This is a genomic window from Flavobacterium sp. WC2509, assembly GCF_052683105.1.
On record NZ_JBQZFG010000001.1, the window covers coordinates 2,818,709 to 2,839,465 of the forward strand.

17 protein-coding genes and 2 tRNA genes are annotated in these 20,757 nt (G+C 33.4%); 12 read left to right on the plus strand and 7 right to left on the minus strand.

Annotation, left to right across the window (positions count from 1 at the left end; all coding sequences use genetic code 11):
• The first annotated feature begins 57 nt into the window (after positions 1-57).
• The 5 genes from clpX to ACUN3A_RS11750 all read left to right on the plus strand — a co-directional run bounded on the left by clpX (position 58) and on the right by ACUN3A_RS11750 (position 3,330).
• A complete protein-coding gene (gene clpX / locus ACUN3A_RS11730) occupies positions 58-1,290 on the plus strand; it encodes an ATP-dependent Clp protease ATP-binding subunit ClpX (RefSeq protein WP_445551476.1) in 1,233 nt (410 codons plus the stop codon).
• 119 nt (positions 1,291-1,409) lie between these two features.
• A complete protein-coding gene (locus ACUN3A_RS11735) occupies positions 1,410-1,814 on the plus strand; it encodes an SRPBCC family protein (RefSeq protein WP_445551477.1) in 405 nt (134 codons plus the stop codon).
• 18 nt (positions 1,815-1,832) lie between these two features.
• On the plus strand, positions 1,833-2,246 hold the full coding sequence (locus tag ACUN3A_RS11740) for a VOC family protein (RefSeq protein WP_445551478.1): 414 nt from the start codon (positions 1,833-1,835) through the stop codon (positions 2,244-2,246).
• Positions 2,247-2,346: 100 nt separating this feature from the next.
• Complete coding sequence (locus ACUN3A_RS11745; RefSeq protein WP_445551479.1) at positions 2,347-2,781, plus strand: VOC family protein; 435 nt, start codon at positions 2,347-2,349, stop codon at positions 2,779-2,781.
• A gap of 12 nt (positions 2,782-2,793) precedes the next feature.
• The gene (locus ACUN3A_RS11750) at positions 2,794-3,330 is read left to right on the plus strand and encodes an SRPBCC family protein (RefSeq protein ID WP_445551480.1); all 537 of its coding nucleotides are present in this window, start codon (positions 2,794-2,796) and stop codon (positions 3,328-3,330) included.
• Between the two features lie 36 nt (positions 3,331-3,366).
• On the opposite strand, the gene ACUN3A_RS11755 is transcribed toward ACUN3A_RS11750, so the two are convergent.
• The gene (locus ACUN3A_RS11755) at positions 3,367-4,893 is read right to left on the minus strand and encodes a GH3 auxin-responsive promoter family protein (protein WP_445551481.1); all 1,527 of its coding nucleotides are present in this window, start codon (positions 4,891-4,893) and stop codon (positions 3,367-3,369) included.
• 252 nt (positions 4,894-5,145) lie between these two features.
• Between ACUN3A_RS11755 and ACUN3A_RS11760 the strand changes: the two genes are divergently transcribed.
• Both ACUN3A_RS11760 and ACUN3A_RS11765 read left to right on the plus strand, forming a co-directional pair.
• Entirely contained in the window at positions 5,146-5,940 is a 795-nt protein-coding gene (locus tag ACUN3A_RS11760) for a DUF2797 domain-containing protein (protein WP_445551482.1), read from the plus strand.
• 67 nt (positions 5,941-6,007) lie between these two features.
• Positions 6,008-6,592, plus strand: a complete 585-nt coding sequence (locus ACUN3A_RS11765) for a VOC family protein (protein WP_445551483.1) — start codon at positions 6,008-6,010, stop codon at positions 6,590-6,592.
• A 75-nt stretch (positions 6,593-6,667) separates the two neighbouring features.
• On the opposite strand, the gene ACUN3A_RS11770 is transcribed toward ACUN3A_RS11765, so the two are convergent.
• Positions 6,668-9,295, minus strand: a complete 2,628-nt coding sequence (locus tag ACUN3A_RS11770; protein ID WP_445551484.1) for an AsmA family protein — start codon at positions 9,293-9,295, stop codon at positions 6,668-6,670.
• A gap of 219 nt (positions 9,296-9,514) precedes the next feature.
• The gene (gene sppA / locus ACUN3A_RS11775) at positions 9,515-11,272 is read right to left on the minus strand and encodes a signal peptide peptidase SppA (RefSeq protein WP_445551485.1); all 1,758 of its coding nucleotides are present in this window, start codon (positions 11,270-11,272) and stop codon (positions 9,515-9,517) included.
• Between the two features lie 126 nt (positions 11,273-11,398).
• Here sppA and folK point away from each other — a divergent pair, with 126 nt between their 5' ends.
• Positions 11,399-12,535 carry a 2-amino-4-hydroxy-6-hydroxymethyldihydropteridine diphosphokinase gene (folK, locus tag ACUN3A_RS11780; protein WP_445551486.1) on the plus strand — a complete coding sequence of 379 codons (1,137 nt, stop codon included), beginning with the start codon at positions 11,399-11,401 and terminating at the stop codon, positions 12,533-12,535.
• Positions 12,536-12,537: 2 nt separating this feature from the next.
• Here the strand turns inward: folK and ACUN3A_RS11785 are convergent, their stop codons facing one another.
• The 4 genes from ACUN3A_RS11785 to ACUN3A_RS11800 form a co-directional block, all read right to left on the minus strand.
• Complete coding sequence (locus tag ACUN3A_RS11785; protein ID WP_445551487.1) at positions 12,538-14,730, minus strand: T9SS type B sorting domain-containing protein; 2,193 nt, start codon at positions 14,728-14,730, stop codon at positions 12,538-12,540.
• 36 nt (positions 14,731-14,766) lie between these two features.
• Positions 14,767-15,303, minus strand: a complete 537-nt coding sequence (locus ACUN3A_RS11790) for an RNA methyltransferase (protein WP_445551488.1) — start codon at positions 15,301-15,303, stop codon at positions 14,767-14,769.
• Between the two features lie 62 nt (positions 15,304-15,365).
• A protein-coding gene (locus tag ACUN3A_RS11795; RefSeq protein WP_445550800.1) for an IS3 family transposase occupies positions 15,366-16,633 on the minus strand; the annotation gives its coding sequence in 2 pieces (ribosomal slippage) (positions 15,366-16,294 and positions 16,294-16,633; 1,269 coding nt in all).
• A 102-nt stretch (positions 16,634-16,735) separates the two neighbouring features.
• Positions 16,736-17,197 (minus strand): DUF1573 domain-containing protein, encoded by a 462-nt coding sequence (locus tag ACUN3A_RS11800; protein ID WP_445551489.1) that lies wholly within the window; start codon positions 17,195-17,197, stop codon positions 16,736-16,738.
• A gap of 152 nt (positions 17,198-17,349) precedes the next feature.
• Between ACUN3A_RS11800 and mutS the strand changes: the two genes are divergently transcribed.
• From mutS to ACUN3A_RS11820, 4 genes are all read left to right on the plus strand, one after another.
• Positions 17,350-19,956 carry a DNA mismatch repair protein MutS gene (gene mutS / locus ACUN3A_RS11805; protein WP_445551490.1) on the plus strand — a complete coding sequence of 869 codons (2,607 nt, stop codon included), beginning with the start codon at positions 17,350-17,352 and terminating at the stop codon, positions 19,954-19,956.
• Positions 19,957-20,100: 144 nt separating this feature from the next.
• Positions 20,101-20,173, plus strand: a tRNA-Gly gene (locus tag ACUN3A_RS11810).
• 15 nt (positions 20,174-20,188) lie between these two features.
• Positions 20,189-20,274, plus strand: a tRNA-Leu gene (locus tag ACUN3A_RS11815).
• A gap of 123 nt (positions 20,275-20,397) precedes the next feature.
• Positions 20,398-20,745: a DUF1508 domain-containing protein gene (locus ACUN3A_RS11820; protein ID WP_445551491.1), complete on the plus strand. Its 348-nt coding sequence runs from the start codon at positions 20,398-20,400 to the stop codon at positions 20,743-20,745.
• Positions 20,746-20,757: the final 12 nt, after the last annotated feature.

A 20,757-nucleotide genomic window follows, 5' to 3' on the forward strand; every position in this document is an offset into this window, starting at 1 on the left:
ATAGTTGTTGGGCACAAGCCATCAACTATCAACCATCAACTATCAACCAAAAATAGAATGGCAAAACAAGTATTACAATGTTCTTTCTGCGGAAGAAAGAAACCGGAAACTAATTTATTGATTGCAGGAATCGATGCTCACATTTGTGATAAATGCATCGAACAAGCGCATGGAATTGTTCTGGAAGAATTAAAAACAAATAAAGGATCTAAACTAATTGGTGATTTAATTTTAAAGAAACCAAAAGAAATTAGAGCTTTCCTTGATCAATATGTAATTGGACAGGAGCAAACCAAAAAAGTAATGTCTGTTGCGGTTTACAATCACTACAAACGTTTGATGCAACAGCAATTGGACGATGAAGTGGAGATTGAAAAAAGTAATATTATTATGGTAGGACAAACTGGTACAGGAAAAACTTTGGTAGCCAAAACGATTGCTAAAATGTTAGATGTGCCACTTGCTATTGTCGATGCAACTGTACTTACTGAAGCAGGTTATGTGGGAGAAGATGTTGAAAGTATTTTGACTCGTCTTTTACAAGCAGCCGATTATGATGTTGCTAAAGCAGAAAGAGGAATTGTTTTTATTGATGAAATTGATAAAATTGCCCGTAAGAGCGACAATCCTTCAATTACTCGTGATGTGTCAGGAGAAGGAGTGCAACAGGCTTTGTTGAAATTATTGGAAGGAACTGTAGTGAATGTGCCACCAAAAGGAGGACGTAAACATCCAGACCAAAAATTTGTTGAGGTAAATACTCAGAATATTTTGTTTATTGCCGGTGGTGCTTTTGATGGAGTGGAGCGTATTATTTCAAAACGTTTGAACCGTCAGGCTGTGGGTTATTCTACTTCTAAAAATGTAGATAATATTGATAAAGACAATTTGTTGCAATATATTATCCCAAAAGACATCAAAGATTTTGGTTTGATTCCTGAAATTATTGGTCGTTTGCCTGTTTTAACGCACATGGACCCATTAGACAGAGAAACGTTGCGTGCTATTTTGACTAAGCCTAAGAATGCTTTAATCAAGCAGTATCAAAAGTTGTTTTTGATGGATGAGGTAGATTTTACCATTACTGATGAAGCATTGGATTTTATTGTAGAAAAAGCCTTGGAATACAAATTAGGTGCTCGTGGATTGCGTTCGTTGTGCGAAGCTATCCTTACTGATGCAATGTATGAATTGCCAAGTTCTGATGATAAAAAATTAGAAATTGATGTGGAATACGCCAAAGAAACATTGAACAAAAATTTATTGAAACGTTTGGAGATTGCTTCTTAAGTTTTAATAATTAAAGAAATATTGCTGAAACCTGCTCTGTATATAGAGCAGGTTTTTTTGTGATTAAAAAAGAGTTTTGTTTTAGATTATTTGTAATTTTATAAGAAAATAATTTGCTTATGTTAACAGTTAAATGCATCGTAGAAGCTCCTCTTGAAGAAGTTTGGAAATTATGGACTACTCCAGCTCATATTATGAAATGGAATAATGCCTCAGAGGATTGGCATACTCCTTATGCTGAAAATGATTTAAGAGTGGGTGGGAAATTCAAATCTACTATGGCTTCTAAAGATGGAACCATGAGTTTCGATTTTGAAGGAGAATATACGAAAGTTGAAGATCATTCATTGATAGAGTATAAATTGGGTGATGATCGAAAAGTAGATGTTTACTTTATTGGTCTGGAGGATGGTGTAGAAATTATTGAAAGTTTCGATCCTGAAAATGAAAATTCTGAAGAAATGCAACGCGAAGGATGGCAAGCTATTTTGGATAATTTCAAAAAATATGCAGAATGTCTTTAAATATAAAAAACAATAGTGATGGTAAAACAAATATGGCTTAATTTACCAGTAAAAGATGTGGGAAAAGCGAAAGCCTTTTTTGCTAAAATTGGTTTTGCCTTCAACGTAGAACATGAAACTGATTCATCAGCATGTATGTTTGTTGGAGTTAGTGATTTTGTCATCATGCTTTTTGAAGAAAAGATGTTTGAGGGCTTTGTTCAAAGTAAAGTGTCAGATACGCAAATCGGATCTGAGGTATTGATTTCAATTGATGCCCAAAGTGTTCAAGAAGTTGATGAATTTGCTGCTAAAGTACGGGAAGCAGGTGGTAATGTTTTTTCTGAACCTGCCGAAAATCAAGGTTGGATGTATGGATGCGGTTTTGCTGATTTGGACGGACATCGTTGGAATGTTTTGTACATGGATTTAAGTAAATTACCTAAACAATAATGATGAAAACTTTAGAATTTAATTAGCAGTAATACTTCCAAAAAAAACAGAGAATACTTAGAACCTTAGTAACTAATTAAAAAAAAAAACTTAAAAAATTATGGCAGCAGTTAATCCGTATTTAATTTTTAATGGAAATTGCGAAGAAGCATTTCTATTTTATAAATCTGTTTTTGGTGGAGAATTTCCATATATCGGAAAATTTAAAGATATGCCTATCGACGAGAATAGTGCAAAATTATCAGATGCTGATGCGAACAGAGTCATGCACGTGAGTTTGCCTATTGGAAATACCATTTTGATGGGAAGTGATAGTAATGAATCAAGTGGAGATGTAGCTTTTGGTTCCAATGTTTCCATTTCGATTAATACAGAAAGCACCGATGAAGCCGATAGAATTTTCAACGGACTTTCTGCGGGAGGAAATCCTTTCATGCCAATGAATAAAACCTTTTGGGGAGCTTATTTTGGAATGTTTGTAGACAAATTCGGGATTCATTGGATGGTTAATTTTGATGAAAATCCTGCTAAATAAAACGCTTCAAACATGAAAGTGCTTAAATTTATAGGGATAGGAATAGTTGGAATTATTGCTTTGCTTTTAATAATTGCATTAATTGTTCCAAAAGATTATACGATATCTGTTTCTACTACAATCGATAAACCACAAAAAGTGGTTTTTGATTATGTGAAAATGATTAAAAATCAAGAGAATTACAGCGTTTGGGTAATGAAAGATCCAAAAGTAAAAATTGAATATACTGGAGTTGATGGAACTGTAGGTTCTAAATCATCTTGGGTAAGTGAAGATGATAATGTGGGTGTAGGTTCACAACAAATTACAAAAATAACACCCAATAGAATTGATGTAGATATTCATTTTGAAAAACCGATGAAAGGTGATGATTCAGCAGCCACAATAGTTGAAGCAATTTCTGAAAATCAAACAAAAATCACTAACGAATTCTACGGACATGCTGATTATCCTATGAATTTAATGTCTTTAGCTTTTAAAGATTTTATTAAAAAAGACCAAGCTCAAAATTTAGCTAACGTGAAAAAGATTTTGGAAAGTCAACCTTAATATTTGAAGATTAACATAAAATAAAGAACCGTTCTTTTAGTTTTTAATCAAGTTTTGCAACTCCTTTAATTGTTCGAGATAATCTCTTTTGTTGGATAATCTTGGGATTTTGTGCTGACCTCCGAGTTTATCACATTCCTTAAGCCAATCATAAAACAATCGTTCTCTGGCTACATTTATTTTTAGAGGATTAAGGGTCATATTGTTGTAACGCTTGGCTTCGTAATCGGAGTTCAAGGATTGTAAAGTCTCATCCAATATTTTTTGAAAAGTAGCAATATCTTCTGGCTCTTTTTTAAATTCGATCATCCATTCATGACTTCCTTTTTCTTTGCCTTTCATGAAAATGGGAGCAACAGTATAGTCAACTACTTCAGTTTGAGTTATTTTACAAGCTTTGGCGATAGCCTGATCAGTATTTTCGACCATTAATTCTTCTCCAAAAACATTAATATGATGTTTGGTGCGCCCCGTTACTCGAATACGATACGGATTTAAAGAAGTAAATCGGACGGTATCGCCTATTAAATAACGCCATAAACCTCCATTAGTCGTAATGACCATTGCATAATTTTTGAATAATTGAACATCCGATAATCGAATCGCTTTTTGATCTGGTGTTCCAAAAGTATCCATCGGAATAAATTCATAAAAAATTCCATAATCCAGCATTAACAGCAAATCACTTGAGTTATTCAAGTCCTGAATAGCAAAAAAGCCTTCAGAAGCGTTGTAAATTTCATAGTATTTGAATCCGTTTTGCGGAAGTATTTTTTGGTATTGTTCTCGATAAGGGTCAAAACTTACACCTCCATGGAAGTATACTTCCAAGTTGGGCCAAACCTCCATTAGGTTTGTTTTTCCTGTTTCTTCGAGGACTTTATTCATAAGTACAAGCATCCAGGAAGGGACACCTGCAAAGCTCGTTACATTTTCATTTATAGTTTCTTTGATGATAGCACTCATTTTGGTTTCCCATTCACTCATCAAAGAAATTTTACTGCTTGGCGTACTGCTAAATTCTGCCCAAATTGGCATGTTCTCAATCAAAATTGCCGATAAGTCACCAAAAAAAGTATTGTTATTTTCATAAATCTGCGAGCTGCCTCCCAAGCGCAAACTTTTACCCACAAACATTTCAGATTCCTCATTATTATTCAAATACAAACACAATAAATCTTTACTCCCTTTGTAATGGCAATCTTCAAGTGCTTCGCTGCTTACAGGTATAAATTTACTTTTAGCGTTAGTGGTACCGCTAGATTTGGCAAACCATTTTACGGGTGTGCTCCAAAGTACATTTTGTTCTCCTTGACGTGTACGTTCTATTAAAGGTTCCAGATCCTCGTAGGTAGAAATTGGAATTCTTTCTGTAAAGGTTTTGTATGATTTTATCGAGGCATAATCATATTGTTTACCATAAACCGTTTCTTCAGAGGAACGGAGTAAATTCATCAGCAATTCTTCCTGAACTTCATTAGGATACTTTAGGAAAAGCTCAATCTGGTGAATTCTTTGTTTCAAGAACCAAGAAGCGATAGAATTTATAATTGCTAAAGGCATGGAGATCTAGGATTTTAGATTAACGATTTTAGATTTCTGATTTTTTTCCTAAGTAGAAAAAGATAGAAATTTAAGATTTGAATATCGATGGACAAATGCTAACTTTGCTCTTGTACCAAAAATAGTGTTTTTTTGTAAAAAACAATTCTATTTGTCATAAAGATTATGACTTAGATTTGGGATTCTAAAAATTTTGAATTCTAGAATCGGTACTTAAAATCTAAAATCGTTAATCTACAATCAAAAATTTCAATGACATACCAAGGAGTACTTTCTAAAATGCAAACCGAATTTGGAAATCCTATCCAATATTACCTGGTTTTCGAAAACAGTTTTTTGAATATGAATCAGCTATTAAACAAAGAACTGGAAATTAATTTTGAAGGATATCAATGTTTGAATTGCGGTAAAAAGAAAAAGATATTTCGTCAAGGATTCTGTTACGACTGTTTCTATTCGAGCCCAGCGGTAGGCGATTGGATTATGAAACCAGAGTTAAGTACGGCTCATCTTGGTATTGCAGATAGAGATTTAGACTACGAAAAAAAAGTACAATTACAACCTCATATCGTTTATTTGGCTTTGTCGAGTGAGGTCAAAGTAGGGGTGACCCGCAAAACGCAAATGCCTACGCGATGGATTGATCAGGGGGCAACTCAGGCGATATCTATTGTCGAAGTACCCAACCGTTATTTAGCAGGAATTACCGAGGTAGCGCTTAAAAATCATTATGCTGATAAAACCAATTGGCGTAAAATGCTTCAAAACGATGTTGTGCCTATTGATTTAATTGCCGAGAAATTAAAAGTAGAAACTCTCATTCCAACCGAAGTTCAGGAATTTTATCATTTGGATAAAAACGACCTGTACGAAATGCATTTTCCGGTTTTGAGTTATCCCAAAAAAATAGCCAGTTTAAGTCTGGATAAAACACCTCATTTCAGAGGAAAATTAACTGGGATCAAAGGGCAATATCTTATTTTTGAAGATGGTACAGTTTTCAATATTAGAAGTTTTGAGGGGTATGTAGTGTCAATTGATGTTTAAAATAAGTTGTAATTAGGCTAGTTTTTTAGTTATTCATTATCATTTATTACATAATTCTGGATAATTAATGGAGTTAAAAATTACTATTAAAGACATTTTCGGGTATTTATATTTTGCGATTGATGAAACAGATAATTTCCATAACTTAGTATTTTTCTTGTATGAAATCTGTATTCATGAAATAATGAATAAACAAAAGATAAAAGTTATGGAAGGTTCAAAAAATAAAACAGAATATGCAATCCCTAAAGTAACAGGAATTGGCGGAATTTTCTTTTTTTCAGACAATCCGGCTGAAACCAGAGAATGGTATGCTAAAAACTTAGGTCTTGATGTCAATGAATGGGGTTCTACTTTTGAATCCAGAAATATTGATAATCCTGACGAAGTAAATCAACTGCAATGGAGTCCCTTTAAAAAGGGGAGTGATTACTTCGTACCATCTAAAAAAGAATTTATGATTAATTACAGAGTTCAGAATATTGAAGAGCTTGTAAAAAATCTTAAAGAAAACGGAGTAACTATTCTCGATGATATGGAAACATTTGTATATGGAAAATTTATACACATTATGGATTCCGAAGGAAACAAAATTGAGCTTTGGGAACCAATTGATGAAGGTTTAACAGCAACAGAAGAGGAAGATAATTAGGGGGAATAAATCGAACTATTGTTAAATTTAAAAGCCGTTTCAATTTATTAGGAAACGGCTTTTGGCTTAAACAATTTATGGTGCAGCAGGTTCTGCTGGTTTTTTCTTCTTGAATAAACCATTCAATAAATCGCCTGCTTTCTTCTTAATATCTTCTTTTTGGGCATTGGTTTTAGTTGTGTCAGTATCTGTTTTTTTATTGGTGTTTAGAAATTTGTCCAATTCTAAACCTCCTTTTTTAAGCAGTTTATCCGATTGCTGTTTGGCCAATTGCATGGTCAAATTAGTCATCACCGTTTTCATATCTGTGGAGATTTTCGGATTGCTAAAGTTACCCGTCATCAAAGCAGTTACTGGAATATTGTCAAATTTAGCAGCATCAGCAGGAGACATTTTCGCGATAAAAGCATTGGCTTCTTTACCTAAATATTTGGCAGGAACATTGAATTTAATGTTGTAATCCATGCTTTGATCAAAACCATGCGTTCCGCCAATTGTGGCTTTTATATCCTGATACTTGATGTCAAATGGTTTTACATTAACTTTACCATCTTTAAAAGTTAAATAGGTTTTGATGTCGTTGAGGTTTACTTTATCTAAATTGACAAATTTTATATTAGAAGTCAACGCTTTCAACAATGTCGAATTGTTCGAATTTATAGTTGTAGAAAGTAATTGCCCAATCAAATCACCAGAAATTGTTTTTAAATCAGGGGTCATTTCAGTAGCATCCAGATTTCCGTTCAATTTGATAGTAGTATTTATTTTTCCATTTACAACACCAGCAATCGGTGCTATTTTCTTCAACATATCTAATTGAGTAAAACTTTGTTGAATATCAACTTGGTTCAAATTAAGATTCATGTCAAAAATTGGTGTTTTCCCTTTGGTAGAAATTGATCCGCTGGCCCCAATATTACCCCCAAAAATGGATGTTTTTACATTTTCTAAGGTTGCTTTTTCGTCTTTGATGATCATTTTCCCCGAAACAGCTTTCAATGTTAGGTTGTCGTAAAGAACTGTATTGGCTTTTGCGGTAAGCGTACAATTTAAGAAAGCAGGGATTTTTAAGGGTTCGGATTTCGAAGTTTTTGCTGGTGCTTTAGTTTCTGTAGTTCCTGTAGTGGCTGGAGCAGTGCTGGTTGTCATGAAATCACTAACAACTAGTTGATTAGAAGACATGTTGAAATTCCCTTTTAACTCTTGTTTTCTAAACAAAAAGCCATAAAAATTATCTAAAACTCCCGTTACACTAAGGTCGCTTTTTCCAGTTTTGGCATTAAATTGTTTTAGGTTCACCTGACTTGGATTAAATTGTACCAAGGCATTACTTATGGTCATGTTTTTACCGTTTCCATCATCATAATTAAATCCTGTTAAACCAATAGTTCCCGCATTATTAATGTTTTGATATTGACTTTTTTCGACTGAAGCCATATCAAATTTGGTGGTAACATTTGCTTTTAAAATCCCGGTAAGTGGTTTGCTAAGTTTTATAGGATATGCTTTAGAAAGATTGGCTAAGTTGATTGTTCCTTTCAAAGCGGCATCAACCAATGCGTTAGTGCTTATGTTTTTTATATTGGCTTTGGCATCAAAAACGTCTTGATCTATTCTAAAAGAAAGTTTGTCCAGATTGACATAAGTATCATTCATGATTCCCGTTTCATTTATTATTTTTGTATCAATCACAATACTTTGAACGGATTTTGGTAAGTTCGGATATTGAAAAGATCCATTATTGGAAGCAATGGCAATGTTGAATTTTGGAATGGTAGTGTCCGTAAGCATCCCTTTTGCAAAACCATTAACTGTAAAATCTCCAGTAGTTTTTACACCTTCTAAACTCGAAGAATAGGCAGCAGGAATCAATCCCAAGAAATTCTTGAATGAGGAAGTCGGTGTTTTGAATTTCAAATCATAGATTTGTCCAGTATCTACCATTTGTATAAAACCGTCAAATTCTAACGGCAATTGATTGATTAAAGCTTTGTTTTCTTTAAATGTGTATTTGCTTTTCTCTAAATCAATCCCAAGAACCGCATCTAGTGACAAAGCAACATTTTTCATGTAATTGATTTTCCCCATATCAAATGAAACTTTAGCAGTCGATTTGGTATCTAAATCTAGTTTTGAACCACTAAAATCCCCTGTTCCTTCGTGATTTAAACTGTCAATAATCATTTTCATTTGCGATGCTTCATCAAAGTATTGGAACTTGAAATTCTCAATTTGATACTTCTGAATTTTCAATGATAATGGCTTGCTTTTGGTGTCATTCTCTTTAGGATTGTTGTCTTTTAAAGCAATATCGAAATTTCCAATTCCATCTTTGTTGAATATAATATTGATAAAACCATTTTTTGAAGTGATTCCTTCAATTTCCATGGCTTCCTCTTTGCCTTTAAATAATTCCTTTATAGACATTTTTAAATTCAATTCGCCCAAAGAAACTAAAGTGTCCCCTTCAAATGGAGCTTTGTTGATAATCAATAACCGGTCTAGAGTTACAGTAGCTTTTGGAAAATTTTTGAATAAACTTAAGTCAGCATCGGTAAAAGAAACTTTGGCATCCACTTTTTCGTTGATAGCCTCGGTAATTTTTGCCTTTATTTGATCTTTAAAGAAATAAGGGATTGCAAATAGGGAAGCAGCAAGTACAACTAATACAATTCCAACGATTTTTAAAATTTTCTTTAGCATATGGATTCGGTAATTTGGGTTACTATTTACAAAAATAAGGGTTTATTAATTAGTTAGTAGGTAAAATTTTCATAAGAAGATAATATTTGTTTTTTCATCGGAATATGGTATCGCCATTCTTTAGTTTTATTTTATGATTTTGGAATCATGGCGATTTCATAAAAAGAAACCCTTTCAGTTTAAAACGGAAAGGGTTTGAGTTTTATTATTTTAAAAAAATTATTGTATTGAAATTTCAAAAGGCATTCTGGTTTGGATTCCTTTTTGAAGTTGCATTTTTTTAATTTGTTGTAATATAAAATAGTTTTGCTCTCCAATTTCCTCTTTGATTAAAGCTTCTTTTGATTTTGCAAAAGGAAGTTTTGCTAATATATCTGAAAAATCTTTTTCGTATTCTGGGAAGTTTTGAGTTGAGTAATCTTTGATTTTTGCTAATGATGCGGCTTCATTAATGGCGTCATTTAAATTTCCAATTTTATCTACCAAACCAATTTTTTTCGCTTCCGTACCTGTCCAAACGCGACCTTGTGCAATTGAATCTACTTGTGCAAAAGTCATTTTTCTTCCTTCGGCAACGTGTGTTACAAATGTTCTATAAACTCTTTCAATTCCTTCGAGAGTTACACTTTTAAATTTTTCATTTAAAGGTACAAACGGACTGTATTTGGCATTTTCATTTGTTGTTACTTGTTCTGTATTAATTCCAATTTTGGTAGATAATTGACTAAAATTTGGTAAAACTCCAAAAACCCCAATAGAACCTGTTATGGTATTTTTTTCGGCAAAAATGGTATTGGCATTGCATGAAATATAATATCCTCCAGAGGCAGCATAATTCCCCATAGAAACTACAACTGGTTTTACTTTTTTAGTCAGTTCAATTTCTCTCCAAATTAAATCAGATGTCAAGGCGCTACCACCTGGGCTATCTACACGAAGTACAACAGCTTTTATATCTTTATTTTTTCTAGCCTCTTGAAAAGAACGACGCATAGAACCTTCACCAATTACATTAACATCTCCTTCACCGCTTTGGATTTCGCCTTGCGCATAGATTACGGCAATTTGATTGTCATTTTCAGAAGTTATAGCAGTAGTGACTACTTTTTGAGTGTAATCAGATATCGAAATTTTGTTGTAATCTTCGTCTTTTGCTACTTTCAATGCATTTTTGATTGCGTCATGGTACACATCTTCATAAGCAACAATATCAATAAGTTTGTTAGCTTTTGCCATTTCTGGAGTTCGCGCTAATAAACCAGTTGCTATTTCGTTTAATCGTGCGACAGGGATATGACGACTTGTTGAGATATCCTGCAATACTGAACTCCAAACCGAGTTTAATAATGCAGTTGTTTGTTCTCTATTAGCATCACTCATTTTGTTTTCAATGAAAGGTTCAACGGCACTTTTGTATTTTCCGTGACGGATAACTTCCATTTTTACTCCTGATTTTTCTTGTAAATCTTTAAAGAACATTATTTCAGTTGATAATCCTTTAAAATCAAGATCTCCAGATGGATTCAAATAAATGGTATTGGCAACAGAGTTCAAATAATAATCTTTCTGCGTATATTCATTGGCGTATGCCATAACAAACTTTCCTGATTTTTTAAAATCTTCGAGAGCTTCTCTAAGTTCTTTGCTTTGTGCTAGTCCCAATGATGAATTTTGGTTCAAAATAGAAATTCCTTTGATATCATTATCTGTTTTTGCTATAGCAATTGAGTTGATAACATCAGTAAGTCCTATGTTTTTTTTCTCTGAAAAAATATCAATCCAAGGGTCTTTGTATTTTCCAGCATAATCATCGGATATGTCATCTAATTTCAATTCGATAACCGAATTGTTTTTGAGTTCAATTTTTCCTTCTTCGCCTCCGAAAATTGCTCCAATAAGCAGTATTCCAAAGAAAAATAACATGCAAAAAACAAAAATACCAATAATGGTAGCCATTACGTTTCCTAAAAATTTCATATATTATATTTTCTTTATAAGTATCAAGAAGTGTTAATTTGTTACAGTCGCTAATAAAAATAAAATGCAACAGAGTGACCAAATATAATGTTATTCTAAAATTCTTTCACTTAATTTGCGCTTAATATGGAATTACAGTATCAAGTCATTTTATCTCTAGGAAGTAATCAAGGCAATCGTTTGACAAACATCGAATTGTGCTTGGAACTGATTCATCAGGAAATTGGGACTATTATAAAAGTGTCCAATTTATATGAAACACCTTCTTGGGGTTTTGAAAGTGAGGCATTCTATAATTGTGCCTTGGTTTTGCATACCACTAAAGATGCTGAGCAAATTTTGAAACAAGTTTTGCTGGTTGAAAAAAAACTGGGACGCATTCGTAATGAAAATTCTGGTTATCAATCTAGAATTATTGATATCGATTTGATTGCTTTTGATTCTGAAATCATTCATGTTGAGCATCTTCAAATTCCTCATCCGTTGATGCAAAATCGAAAATTTGTCTTGTTGCCTTTTCAGGATCTAAATTTAGATTGGATGCATCCAATTTTGAAAAAAACAATTCCAGAATTGCTTCAAATAACACCCGATGACAGTGTTTGTGAAGTAGTTCAGAAATTAGCAAATCCTTTGAATTCTATTCGCTTAAATCAGTATAATTATATTGCTATTGAAGGAAATATTGGCGCAGGAAAATCTACTTTGGCACTAAAGATGGCTCAGGATTTTAATGCTAAAACGGTTTTGGAACGTTTTGCCGATAATCCCTTTTTGCCCAAATTCTACGAAGATCAAAGTCGATATGCTTTCTCTTTAGAAATGTCTTTTTTGGCAGACAGATATCAGCAGTTATCAGATGATTTGTCGCAATTTGATTTGTTTAAAGATTTTATTATTGCCGATTATCATATCTTTAAATCGCTGTTATTTTCTAAAATTACTTTGGAAGTTGATGAGTTTAGATTGTATCGTACTCTTTTTGATATTATTTATAAGGAAATGCCAAAGCCTGATTTGTATATTTACCTCTATCAAAATACAGGTCGTTTATTGCAAAATATAAAAAACCGTGGCAGAAGTTACGAGCAAGATATTACTGCTGAATATTTAGAAAAAATAAATAAAGGCTACTTAGAATATATCAAAACTCAAACTGATTTAAATGTTTTGGTTATTGATGTTTCCGATCGTGATTTTGTAAATAATCAGGAAGATTATCTTTTTGTATTAAATAAAATTCAGGAAAAAAGCATTTTGTAATATTATCTCTTCAACGAAAAATGTCCTTTTACTTCTGGACTTTCTTTATCTACTTTTAATACATACCAATAATCGGATGCGGGTAATATTTTTTGGTTAAATGTGCCATTCCAACTAGTATTAAAACTATTAAGTTGCGTTATTAATTTTCCGTAACGGTCAAAAATATTGATTTCGGCTAAGGGATAGTTTTCTATGCCTTTTACTCTCCAAACATCATTATATCCATCATTATTTGGAGTAAAAAATTTCGGGACAACAATAACTATAAATGTTTTTTGGTCGCTGCTACATAAATTTATTTCTCGAACATAGGCAGTTTGTAGTCCAATTGGAGTATTTATAAATACGTTAGAACTTTGAAAATTAATTCCATCTATAGAATATTCAAAATAATTTTCGTTCTGTTCTAGTTCAATAGTAGCTGTTATTTCATCAACGACTATGTTTTTTATTTTGGGTTTGTTATTTTCAAATACATTAATTGTTTTTTTGCTGGTGCAGTTTTGAGGAGAAGGGCTTGTTACGGCTACAGTATACTCACCTTTATCGATAATATTAACAGTTTGTGTGGTAGCGCCAGTTGACCAAAGATAAGTCATATTGGGAAGGCCTGCGTCTAGAGTAATAGTCTGTGAAATACACTTTGTCAAAGTTTGATCACTTACTTGTGGAAGTGGGTAAATAATCAAGTTAATTGGAGTTTTTGTGGTGCTAACACAACCTCTAAAACTAGCTTCGGCATAATAAGTCGTATTAGTTGTAATAGTTGGAGTTGTATAGGATAATCCTGTTTCAACGATTGTTCCTCCAGTTTGCGAATACCAATTTACAACTCCTTCGCTAGGTGTTGCTTTTAATTGAAATGTCCCTGATCCGCAAAGAGGTGTTGGTGAGTTGGCAGAAGTGATTGTAGGGCTAATGTTTATTCTAGCTACTACATCTGTTCTGTTAGTTGTACAGCCTTGGGTAGTGGTTTCTACGTAAAAAGTTGTTGTAGTTGTTAAATTTGGAGTAGTAAAACTAGGTCCAGTACCTAATATATTTCCGCCTGTTACAGTATCATACCAATTAATGGTTCCTACGGTAGTAGTTGCTTGAAGTGTAACTGTTCCAGCATTACATCTTGTTACAGGTGTAGTAGTTGTTATAGAAGCAATTGTCAAAGTAGTACTGGCTGTAAGATGTAGAACAATATCTCCAGGCATGCCGCCATACTCTACAATATAGCCTTTAGGAAAATAATTACCTGGACCATCACCTGGTTCTGGCAGGTCATTCCAAGTTCCAAGGTTTCCAACCGCGGGGTCAGTTATATGAGCATAATCTTCGTTATTTCCTCTATCATTAGGTTCATCAGGTGAATTCCAATTTGCGTAATTGGGGCTGTAACCATTGTTTTTGCCATACCAAAAAATTGTCCCAGCTTCAGGGCCAGTAACCCATTTCCATTCGCCTTCTGTTTGGGCATCACTTCCGCCAATCCATCCTGCTCCGGAGGCTTGCGCTCCGCCTAATTGTGCTTCATCCTCGGCTGTTAATGTGGCTAGATAGCCATGAAGACCATAGTAGTTTTTTGCGGCAGCTTTATCTCTTGCCGATGTCCAGCTAATGCCTAAATCAGGGATATATTGATAATAATGACCATTTCGGGGTAGATAACTTAATTGTCCCATGTCTCCTGTGCTAATGGAGAAAGTTCGAGTTCCTGATGCCGATGCTGACCAATTGTAAAATTCAACTTCTTCAATTGCTGTTTCAAAGTCGGCATAGGGGATTGTACTGTCGGTTGGACTATATAATTTAAGTTTTCCTTCAGTTGCATTGAAACTTGCAACTATTGAAGAATTTGAAGAGGTAAAAGCACTGCTTAAATCAAGGAAATCCTGACCTTTTACATAACCTGAGGCAATTTGAATATATACGGCATCTGTACCAGTTTCTGAGGGGTCATGCGTTATGATTACATTTTTTGCAATTTTCAAATGAGATTGAGAACAATATATTTGATTCCCATCAGCACTTATTGAAGGAGGGTCAATAGCAACAGCCGTTTTTATACTAATGTTGCCTAATATATTTGTTGGTAAAATAGATTTTTTAGTATTCTCTTTTATAACATAAAATGAATAGGATCTATTTGAAAATAAAAAGGATACGAGTATAATTATTCTAAAAAAAACATATCTTCTCATTATATAAAAGTATTGTTTTTTTCTAAATAATACTTTTTATTTTGGCCAATTCATTTTTTGAAATAAATCCCAAACTACAATCCCGGCACTTACTGAGATGTTCAAAGAATGTTTAGTACCTAATTGCGGAATTTCAATACAACCATCACATAAAGCCACAGCTTCTTGTGCTACTCCATAGACTTCATTACCGAAGATTAAAGCATATTTTTGATTCTTCTCTACTTTAAAATTTTGAAGGAAAATAGCACTTTCTACTTGTTCGATGGCAAGAGTAATGATGTTCTCTTTTTTTAAGTTTGTGATAACTTCCAGTACATTTTCGTGGTGTTCCCAAGTGACGGTTTCGGTGGCGCCAAGAGCTGTTTTGTGAATTTCTTTATTGGGAGGGGTAGCTGTAATGCCGCACAAAATTATTTTTTCTATCAAAAAAGCATCAGCAGTTCGAAAAACGGAACCTATATTGTGTAAACTGCGTATGTCATCTAGAACCAAAATTAAAGGTGTTTTTTCAGATTTCTTAAAATCGTCAATTGATTTCCTATCTAGTTCGCTGTTCTCGAGTTTTCTCATTGTATGAATAATGTTTTGAGTTGTCCTGAAAAAGGTTGACTCGATTAATATTATAAAATTAGTTAAATCGGGACAGAATTACTTCTGTTCCGATTTATTTTTTTCCATCGTTTTAGTTTAATATTATTTTGAGAATGCGCTTGATTAGGAGTAAGCATATTTATAGACAAATGGACTCTAATTTGATTGTAAAACAGAATAGATTCTTCGACTTGCTTTTTTAAGTTTTCAACATTCTCAAAAATTTCAAATAATCCAAACTCTTCTTTTAAAATTCCATTTACCCTTTCTGCAATTGCATTTTCATAGGGATCATAACTTTGCGTCATGCTTATCCGAATGTTGTTTCTGGATAAACATTCGGTATATTCTTTGCTACAATACTGCAAGCCTCTGTCTGAATGATGTATAAGATTGTTACTGTATTTTCTATTAATAACAGCCATTTTTAAAGCTTCTAATGTAGAAGCTGCCATTAAATTATCCGATAATTTATAGCCCACAATTTTCTTCGAATAGGCATCTGTTATCAGATGTAAATAATGTGTTTTATCTTTAGTTCTAAGGTAAGTAATATCAGCTACCCAAATTTGCTCAGGCCTTTTGATTTCTATCTCTTTAATTAAGTTTGGATATTTACGCATCCAATGTCTTGAATTGGTTGTCTTGTAATATCTTCGAACTTTCGGAACTAATAAATATTCATCTCGTAAAAAATCAAATAATTTATCTCTGCCTATCTTTATTTGATGTTTCTTAAAATCATCTTTCAACATAAAATATAGTTTTTTACCTCCCGTTTTGGGCAGTTTTTGACGCACTGACATCACTAAAGAGTTTAGGCACTCTTTGTCTAAACCTGATTTTAACAGATGTGTTTTTCGTTTATAATAAGCTTGTTTGCTATACCCAAACAATCGACATATTCCCTGAGGACTAATCCTGTAAATATGATTTATTTCTTGGACTGCTTGGAACCAGACTTTTTTACAATCTCAACTTTTAGCTCTCGTTCGGCTATTTCTATAAACTTTTTAAAAACCAACAATTCTTGTTCTTTCTTGGCTAATTGTGCTTCAAGTTCTTTGATGCGCTGAGATTGAGGATCTTTCATAGGACGGCCAATGGTTAGTTTATCTTGATAGGTAAATTTACCATATTTTTTTAACCAACGGGGTATACAGCTGTTACCACGAATATTATAGCGCCTGCGAAGTTCCGCTTTTGTAAATAATCCCTGTTCAAATTCTTTTACTACTTGCTTTTTGAATAGCTCTCCGAAAGTTTGTGGAGCTAACGGCTTTTTGAATTCTTTTCTTTCTGTTGACATAATTAAGGTAATTATAGTCAACTTTTTTCAGGACGAGACATTTTATAAAAAAGGCTTCCTAAAATCAGGAAGCCTTTCTTTTATTTTGTTAAAAAAAGAGTATTAGCTTTTAGTTGCAGCTGGTGCAGCATCTGGCAAAATTGTACCTTTAATTGTAAGTGTTTTTGTTGCTTGTCCTTCAGCATTTGAAGTTACAGTAACAGTTTTTGTAAATGGACCAACTCTGTCAGTCGCATATTTTACTCCAATAACTCCTTTTGCTCCTGGTGCAATTGGCTCTTTTGGTGTAGTAGGCACAGTACATCCACAAGATCCTTGTGTGTTAGTGATAACTAATGGTTTGTTACCATTGTTTGTGAATACAAATTGACGGTTACCATCAGCATTGTGAGCTATAGTTCCATAATCAATTGTTTCGTTTTCAAAAACCATTCCAGCGCCATCTACTTTTGGTAATGCAGCAACTGTTGTTTTTGCTTTTTTAGTTTTCTTAGAAGATTCTTGAGCGTTAGAAAACGTTGTTCCTAAAACAGTTAGCATAGCTAATAAAAATATTTTTCTCATAGTTTTTTTAAATTACTTCACAAATTTATACAAATTAACAAAATTGAGGTCTAAAACTTTCTTAAAAATAATTTAATTTTTTTTCATTTTAGTTTTTTGCGGTATAAAATTATAAATTCGCTGTGTTTTTTATTCATTCAAATATAACAATTTTGGCAGCAAAAGATAAGGTAGTTAAAGAAACTCCATTAATGAAACAATATAATGAAATCAAAAGGAAATATCCTGATGCTTGTTTGTTGTTTCGGGTTGGAGATTTTTATGAAACATTTGGAGAAGATGCAGTTCGGGCATCAAAGATTCTGGGAATTACATTAACCAAACGAGGGGCTGGTTCCGAAACAGAGACTGCGCTCGCAGGTTTTCCACATCATTCTATCAATACTTATTTGCCTAAATTGGTGAAAGCAGGACTTCGTGTTGCGATTTGTGATCAATTAGAAGATCCTAAAATGACCAAAACAATTGTTAAACGTGGGGTGACTGAACTGGTTACGCCTGGCGTTTCTATGAATGATGAGGTTTTGCATTCCAAAACAAATAATTTTCTAGCTGCCGTTTATTTTGCTAATAAAATGATTGGGGTTTCTTTTTTGGATGTCTCAACAGGTGAGTTTTTAACAGCTCAAGGAAATGCGGAGTATATTGATAAATTGCTTCAAAATTTTAATCCGAGTGAAGTATTAGTTCCAAAAAATAATAAAACTGAATTCCGTGAAACTTTCGGAGAAGATTTTCATAATTTCTATTTGGAAGACTGGATTTTTAAAGAAGATTATGCAGTTGAAACTTTGACTAAGCATTTTCAAACGACTTCTTTAAAAGGATTTGGAGTTGAAGAATTGAAAGAGGGAATAATCGCTTCGGGTGCAATTTTGTATTATTTGTCCGAAACACAACATAATAGAGTACAGCATATTACAGCCATTCAACGAATTGCTGAAGATGCTTACGTGTGGATGGATCGTTTCACAATTCGAAATCTGGAATTGTATCACAGTTATAATCCGAATGCAGTTACGTTGTTGGATGTGATTGATAAAACGCTTTCGCCAATGGGTGGTCGTTTATTAAAACGTTGGTTGGCATTGCCATTAAAAGATGCTAATAAAATAAAAAGCCGTCATCAGGTGGTTTCTTATTTAAAAGAAAATCAAGATATTTTAAAAAATATTCAAAATCAAATCAAACAGATTTCGGATTTGGAGCGTCTGATTTCTAAAATTGCTACTGGAAAAGTTTCCCCGCGAGAAGTAGTGTATTTAAAGGAATCACTAGATGCTATTATTCCGATTAAAACATTGGCTTTGTCAAGTCCGCAGGAAGCAGTTAAAGTAATTGGAGATAGTTTGCATAGTTGTGATTTATTGCGTGAAAAAATTAAAACAACTTTAAATCAAGATGCTCCAGTGGCAATTGCAAAAGGAAATGCAATAGCTACAGGTATTAATGAAGAATTAGATGATTTGCGTGCGATATCTACTTCTGGAAAGCAGTTTTTGGAAGGGATCGAAAAAAGAGAATCAGAGCGTACAGGTATTTCTTCTTTAAAAATATCATTCAATAATGTTTTTGGATATTATATTGAAGTTCGAAATACGCATAAAGATAAAGTACCTGAGGAATGGATTAGAAAGCAAACATTAGTAAATGCTGAGCGTTATATTACAGAAGAGCTAAAAGAATATGAAACTAAAATTCTGGGCGCAGAAGAGAAAATTCAGAAAATTGAAAATGATTTATTTGAGCAGTTAGTAAGCTGGGTAGCTACTTATATAAAGCCTGTTCAGATGAATGCTAATTTAGTGGCACAATTGGATTGTTTGTGTTGCTTTACTCAATTGGCGATTGAAAATAAATATGTTTGCCCAGAAATTGATGACACTTTCGAACTTGAAATAAAAGAAGGAAGGCATCCTGTGATCGAAAAGCAGTTACCAGTTGGTGTTCCATATATTACCAATGATGTTTTTTTAGATAGAGAAACACAACAATTAATTATGATTACGGGACCAAATATGTCGGGTAAGTCGGCTATTTTGCGTCAAACAGCTTTGATTGTGTTGTTGGCTCAAATGGGAAGTTTTGTTCCTGCTGAAAGCGTAAGAATGGGAATAGTTGATAAGATATTTACTAGGGTAGGTGCTTCAGATAATATTTCGATGGGCGAATCTACTTTCATGGTTGAAATGAATGAAACGGCTTCTATTTTGAATAACATATCCGATCGTAGTTTGGTTTTATTAGACGAAATCGGTAGAGGAACGAGTACTTATGATGGAATTTCGATTGCTTGGGCTATCGCCGAATTTTTACATGAGCATCCGTCAAAAGCGAAGACATTATTTGCAACGCATTATCATGAATTGAATGAGATGAGTGAAACAATGTCTCGAATTCAGAATTACAATGTTTCTGTAAAAGAATTAAAAGATACCGTGCTTTTTATTAGAAAACTGGTAAAAGGAGGAAGTGCGCATAGTTTTGGTATTCATGTGGCGAAAATGGCCGGAATGCCGCAACTTGTAATTTCAAGAGCTCAAAAGATGCTTAAGAAATTAGAAAAAAATCATTCGAGTGATGTTTTAAATGGTGTAAAATCGGCAAATGACGAAATGCAAATGAGTTTCTTTAATTTGGATGATCCTTTGTTAGAGGAGATAAAAGAAGAGATAATGAATTTGGATATAAATGCGATTACTCCAGTTGAAGCATTGATGAAACTCAATGAGATTAAAAGGATGTTGACAAGGAAATGATTTTTAGATTTAAAGTTATCGTTGTCAGAACGTTAAATTTTATCTTTATTTTTTTTCAAAAAAAGTCTTGTGTAATTGAATAAAAGTTCTAAATTTGCAACCGCAATATGAAACAAATATTGCGGTTCTTTTAAGAATTGAAATGCGAAAATAGCTCAGTTGGTAGAGCGCGACCTTGCCAAGGTCGAGGTCGCGGGTTCGAGCCCCGTTTTTCGCTCTAACACCACATAATGCTCGGATGGTGAAATTGGTAGACACGCTGGACTTAAAATCCAGTGAACAGCAATGTTCGTGCGGGTTCAAGTCCCGCTCTGAGTACAAGAAAGCTTCAAACTATGTTTGGAGCTTTTTTTATTTGTATGAATTAGATAGTAAAGTAGTTTGAATGCGAGTGTTTTGAAGTCTAAAATCTGTAATTTTAATTCTTAAATCTAAAATCAAATGGGGGCTTTTGTAGTTAGTAAAAGATTTGACGATCAATATAAATTTGTTTTTACTTCAAAAAAAGGGAAAGTGATCTTTACGAGTATGAAGTATGAGCTTAAATTTGAATGCGAGGCAGCGATAGAATATTTTAAAAGTAATATTAACTTGGCCGCTTTTGAGAAGCATAGATCTGCTGGTGGGAAATATTTTTTTAGATTATTTTTGGATGAAGCTCCTTTTGCATTAAGCAGAAAATATACTACTGAGTTAAGGGTTCAGAAAGGAATTGATGAAATTGTCAAATATGCTTCAGTATCTGAAATTTTAGATTTTTCGGATAATGATTTGATTTTTTTGGATTGATTTTAAAAAAAA

Coding starts and splice junctions, on each gene's coding strand:
- clpX (WP_445551476.1), top strand. CDS start 58: ATGGCAAAACAAGTATTACAATGTTCTTTCTGCGGAAGAAAGAAACCG.
- ACUN3A_RS11770 (WP_445551484.1), bottom strand. CDS start 9,295: ATGCTAAAGAAAATTTTAAAAATCGTTGGAATTGTATTAGTTGTACTT.
- sppA (WP_445551485.1), bottom strand. CDS start 11,272: ATGAAATTTTTAGGAAACGTAATGGCTACCATTATTGGTATTTTTGTT.
- folK (WP_445551486.1), top strand. CDS start 11,399: ATGGAATTACAGTATCAAGTCATTTTATCTCTAGGAAGTAATCAAGGC.
- ACUN3A_RS11790 (WP_445551488.1), bottom strand. CDS start 15,303: ATGAGAAAACTCGAGAACAGCGAACTAGATAGGAAATCAATTGACGAT.
- ACUN3A_RS11750 (WP_445551480.1), top strand. CDS start 2,794: ATGAAAGTGCTTAAATTTATAGGGATAGGAATAGTTGGAATTATTGCT.
- ACUN3A_RS11820 (WP_445551491.1), top strand. CDS start 20,398: ATGGGGGCTTTTGTAGTTAGTAAAAGATTTGACGATCAATATAAATTT.
- ACUN3A_RS11740 (WP_445551478.1), top strand. CDS start 1,833: ATGGTAAAACAAATATGGCTTAATTTACCAGTAAAAGATGTGGGAAAA.
- ACUN3A_RS11800 (WP_445551489.1), bottom strand. CDS start 17,197: ATGAGAAAAATATTTTTATTAGCTATGCTAACTGTTTTAGGAACAACG.
- ACUN3A_RS11735 (WP_445551477.1), top strand. CDS start 1,410: ATGTTAACAGTTAAATGCATCGTAGAAGCTCCTCTTGAAGAAGTTTGG.
- ACUN3A_RS11765 (WP_445551483.1), top strand. CDS start 6,008: ATGGAGTTAAAAATTACTATTAAAGACATTTTCGGGTATTTATATTTT.
- ACUN3A_RS11745 (WP_445551479.1), top strand. CDS start 2,347: ATGGCAGCAGTTAATCCGTATTTAATTTTTAATGGAAATTGCGAAGAA.
- ACUN3A_RS11760 (WP_445551482.1), top strand. CDS start 5,146: ATGACATACCAAGGAGTACTTTCTAAAATGCAAACCGAATTTGGAAAT.
- ACUN3A_RS11755 (WP_445551481.1), bottom strand. CDS start 4,893: ATGCCTTTAGCAATTATAAATTCTATCGCTTCTTGGTTCTTGAAACAA.
- ACUN3A_RS11785 (WP_445551487.1), bottom strand. CDS start 14,730: ATGAGAAGATATGTTTTTTTTAGAATAATTATACTCGTATCCTTTTTA.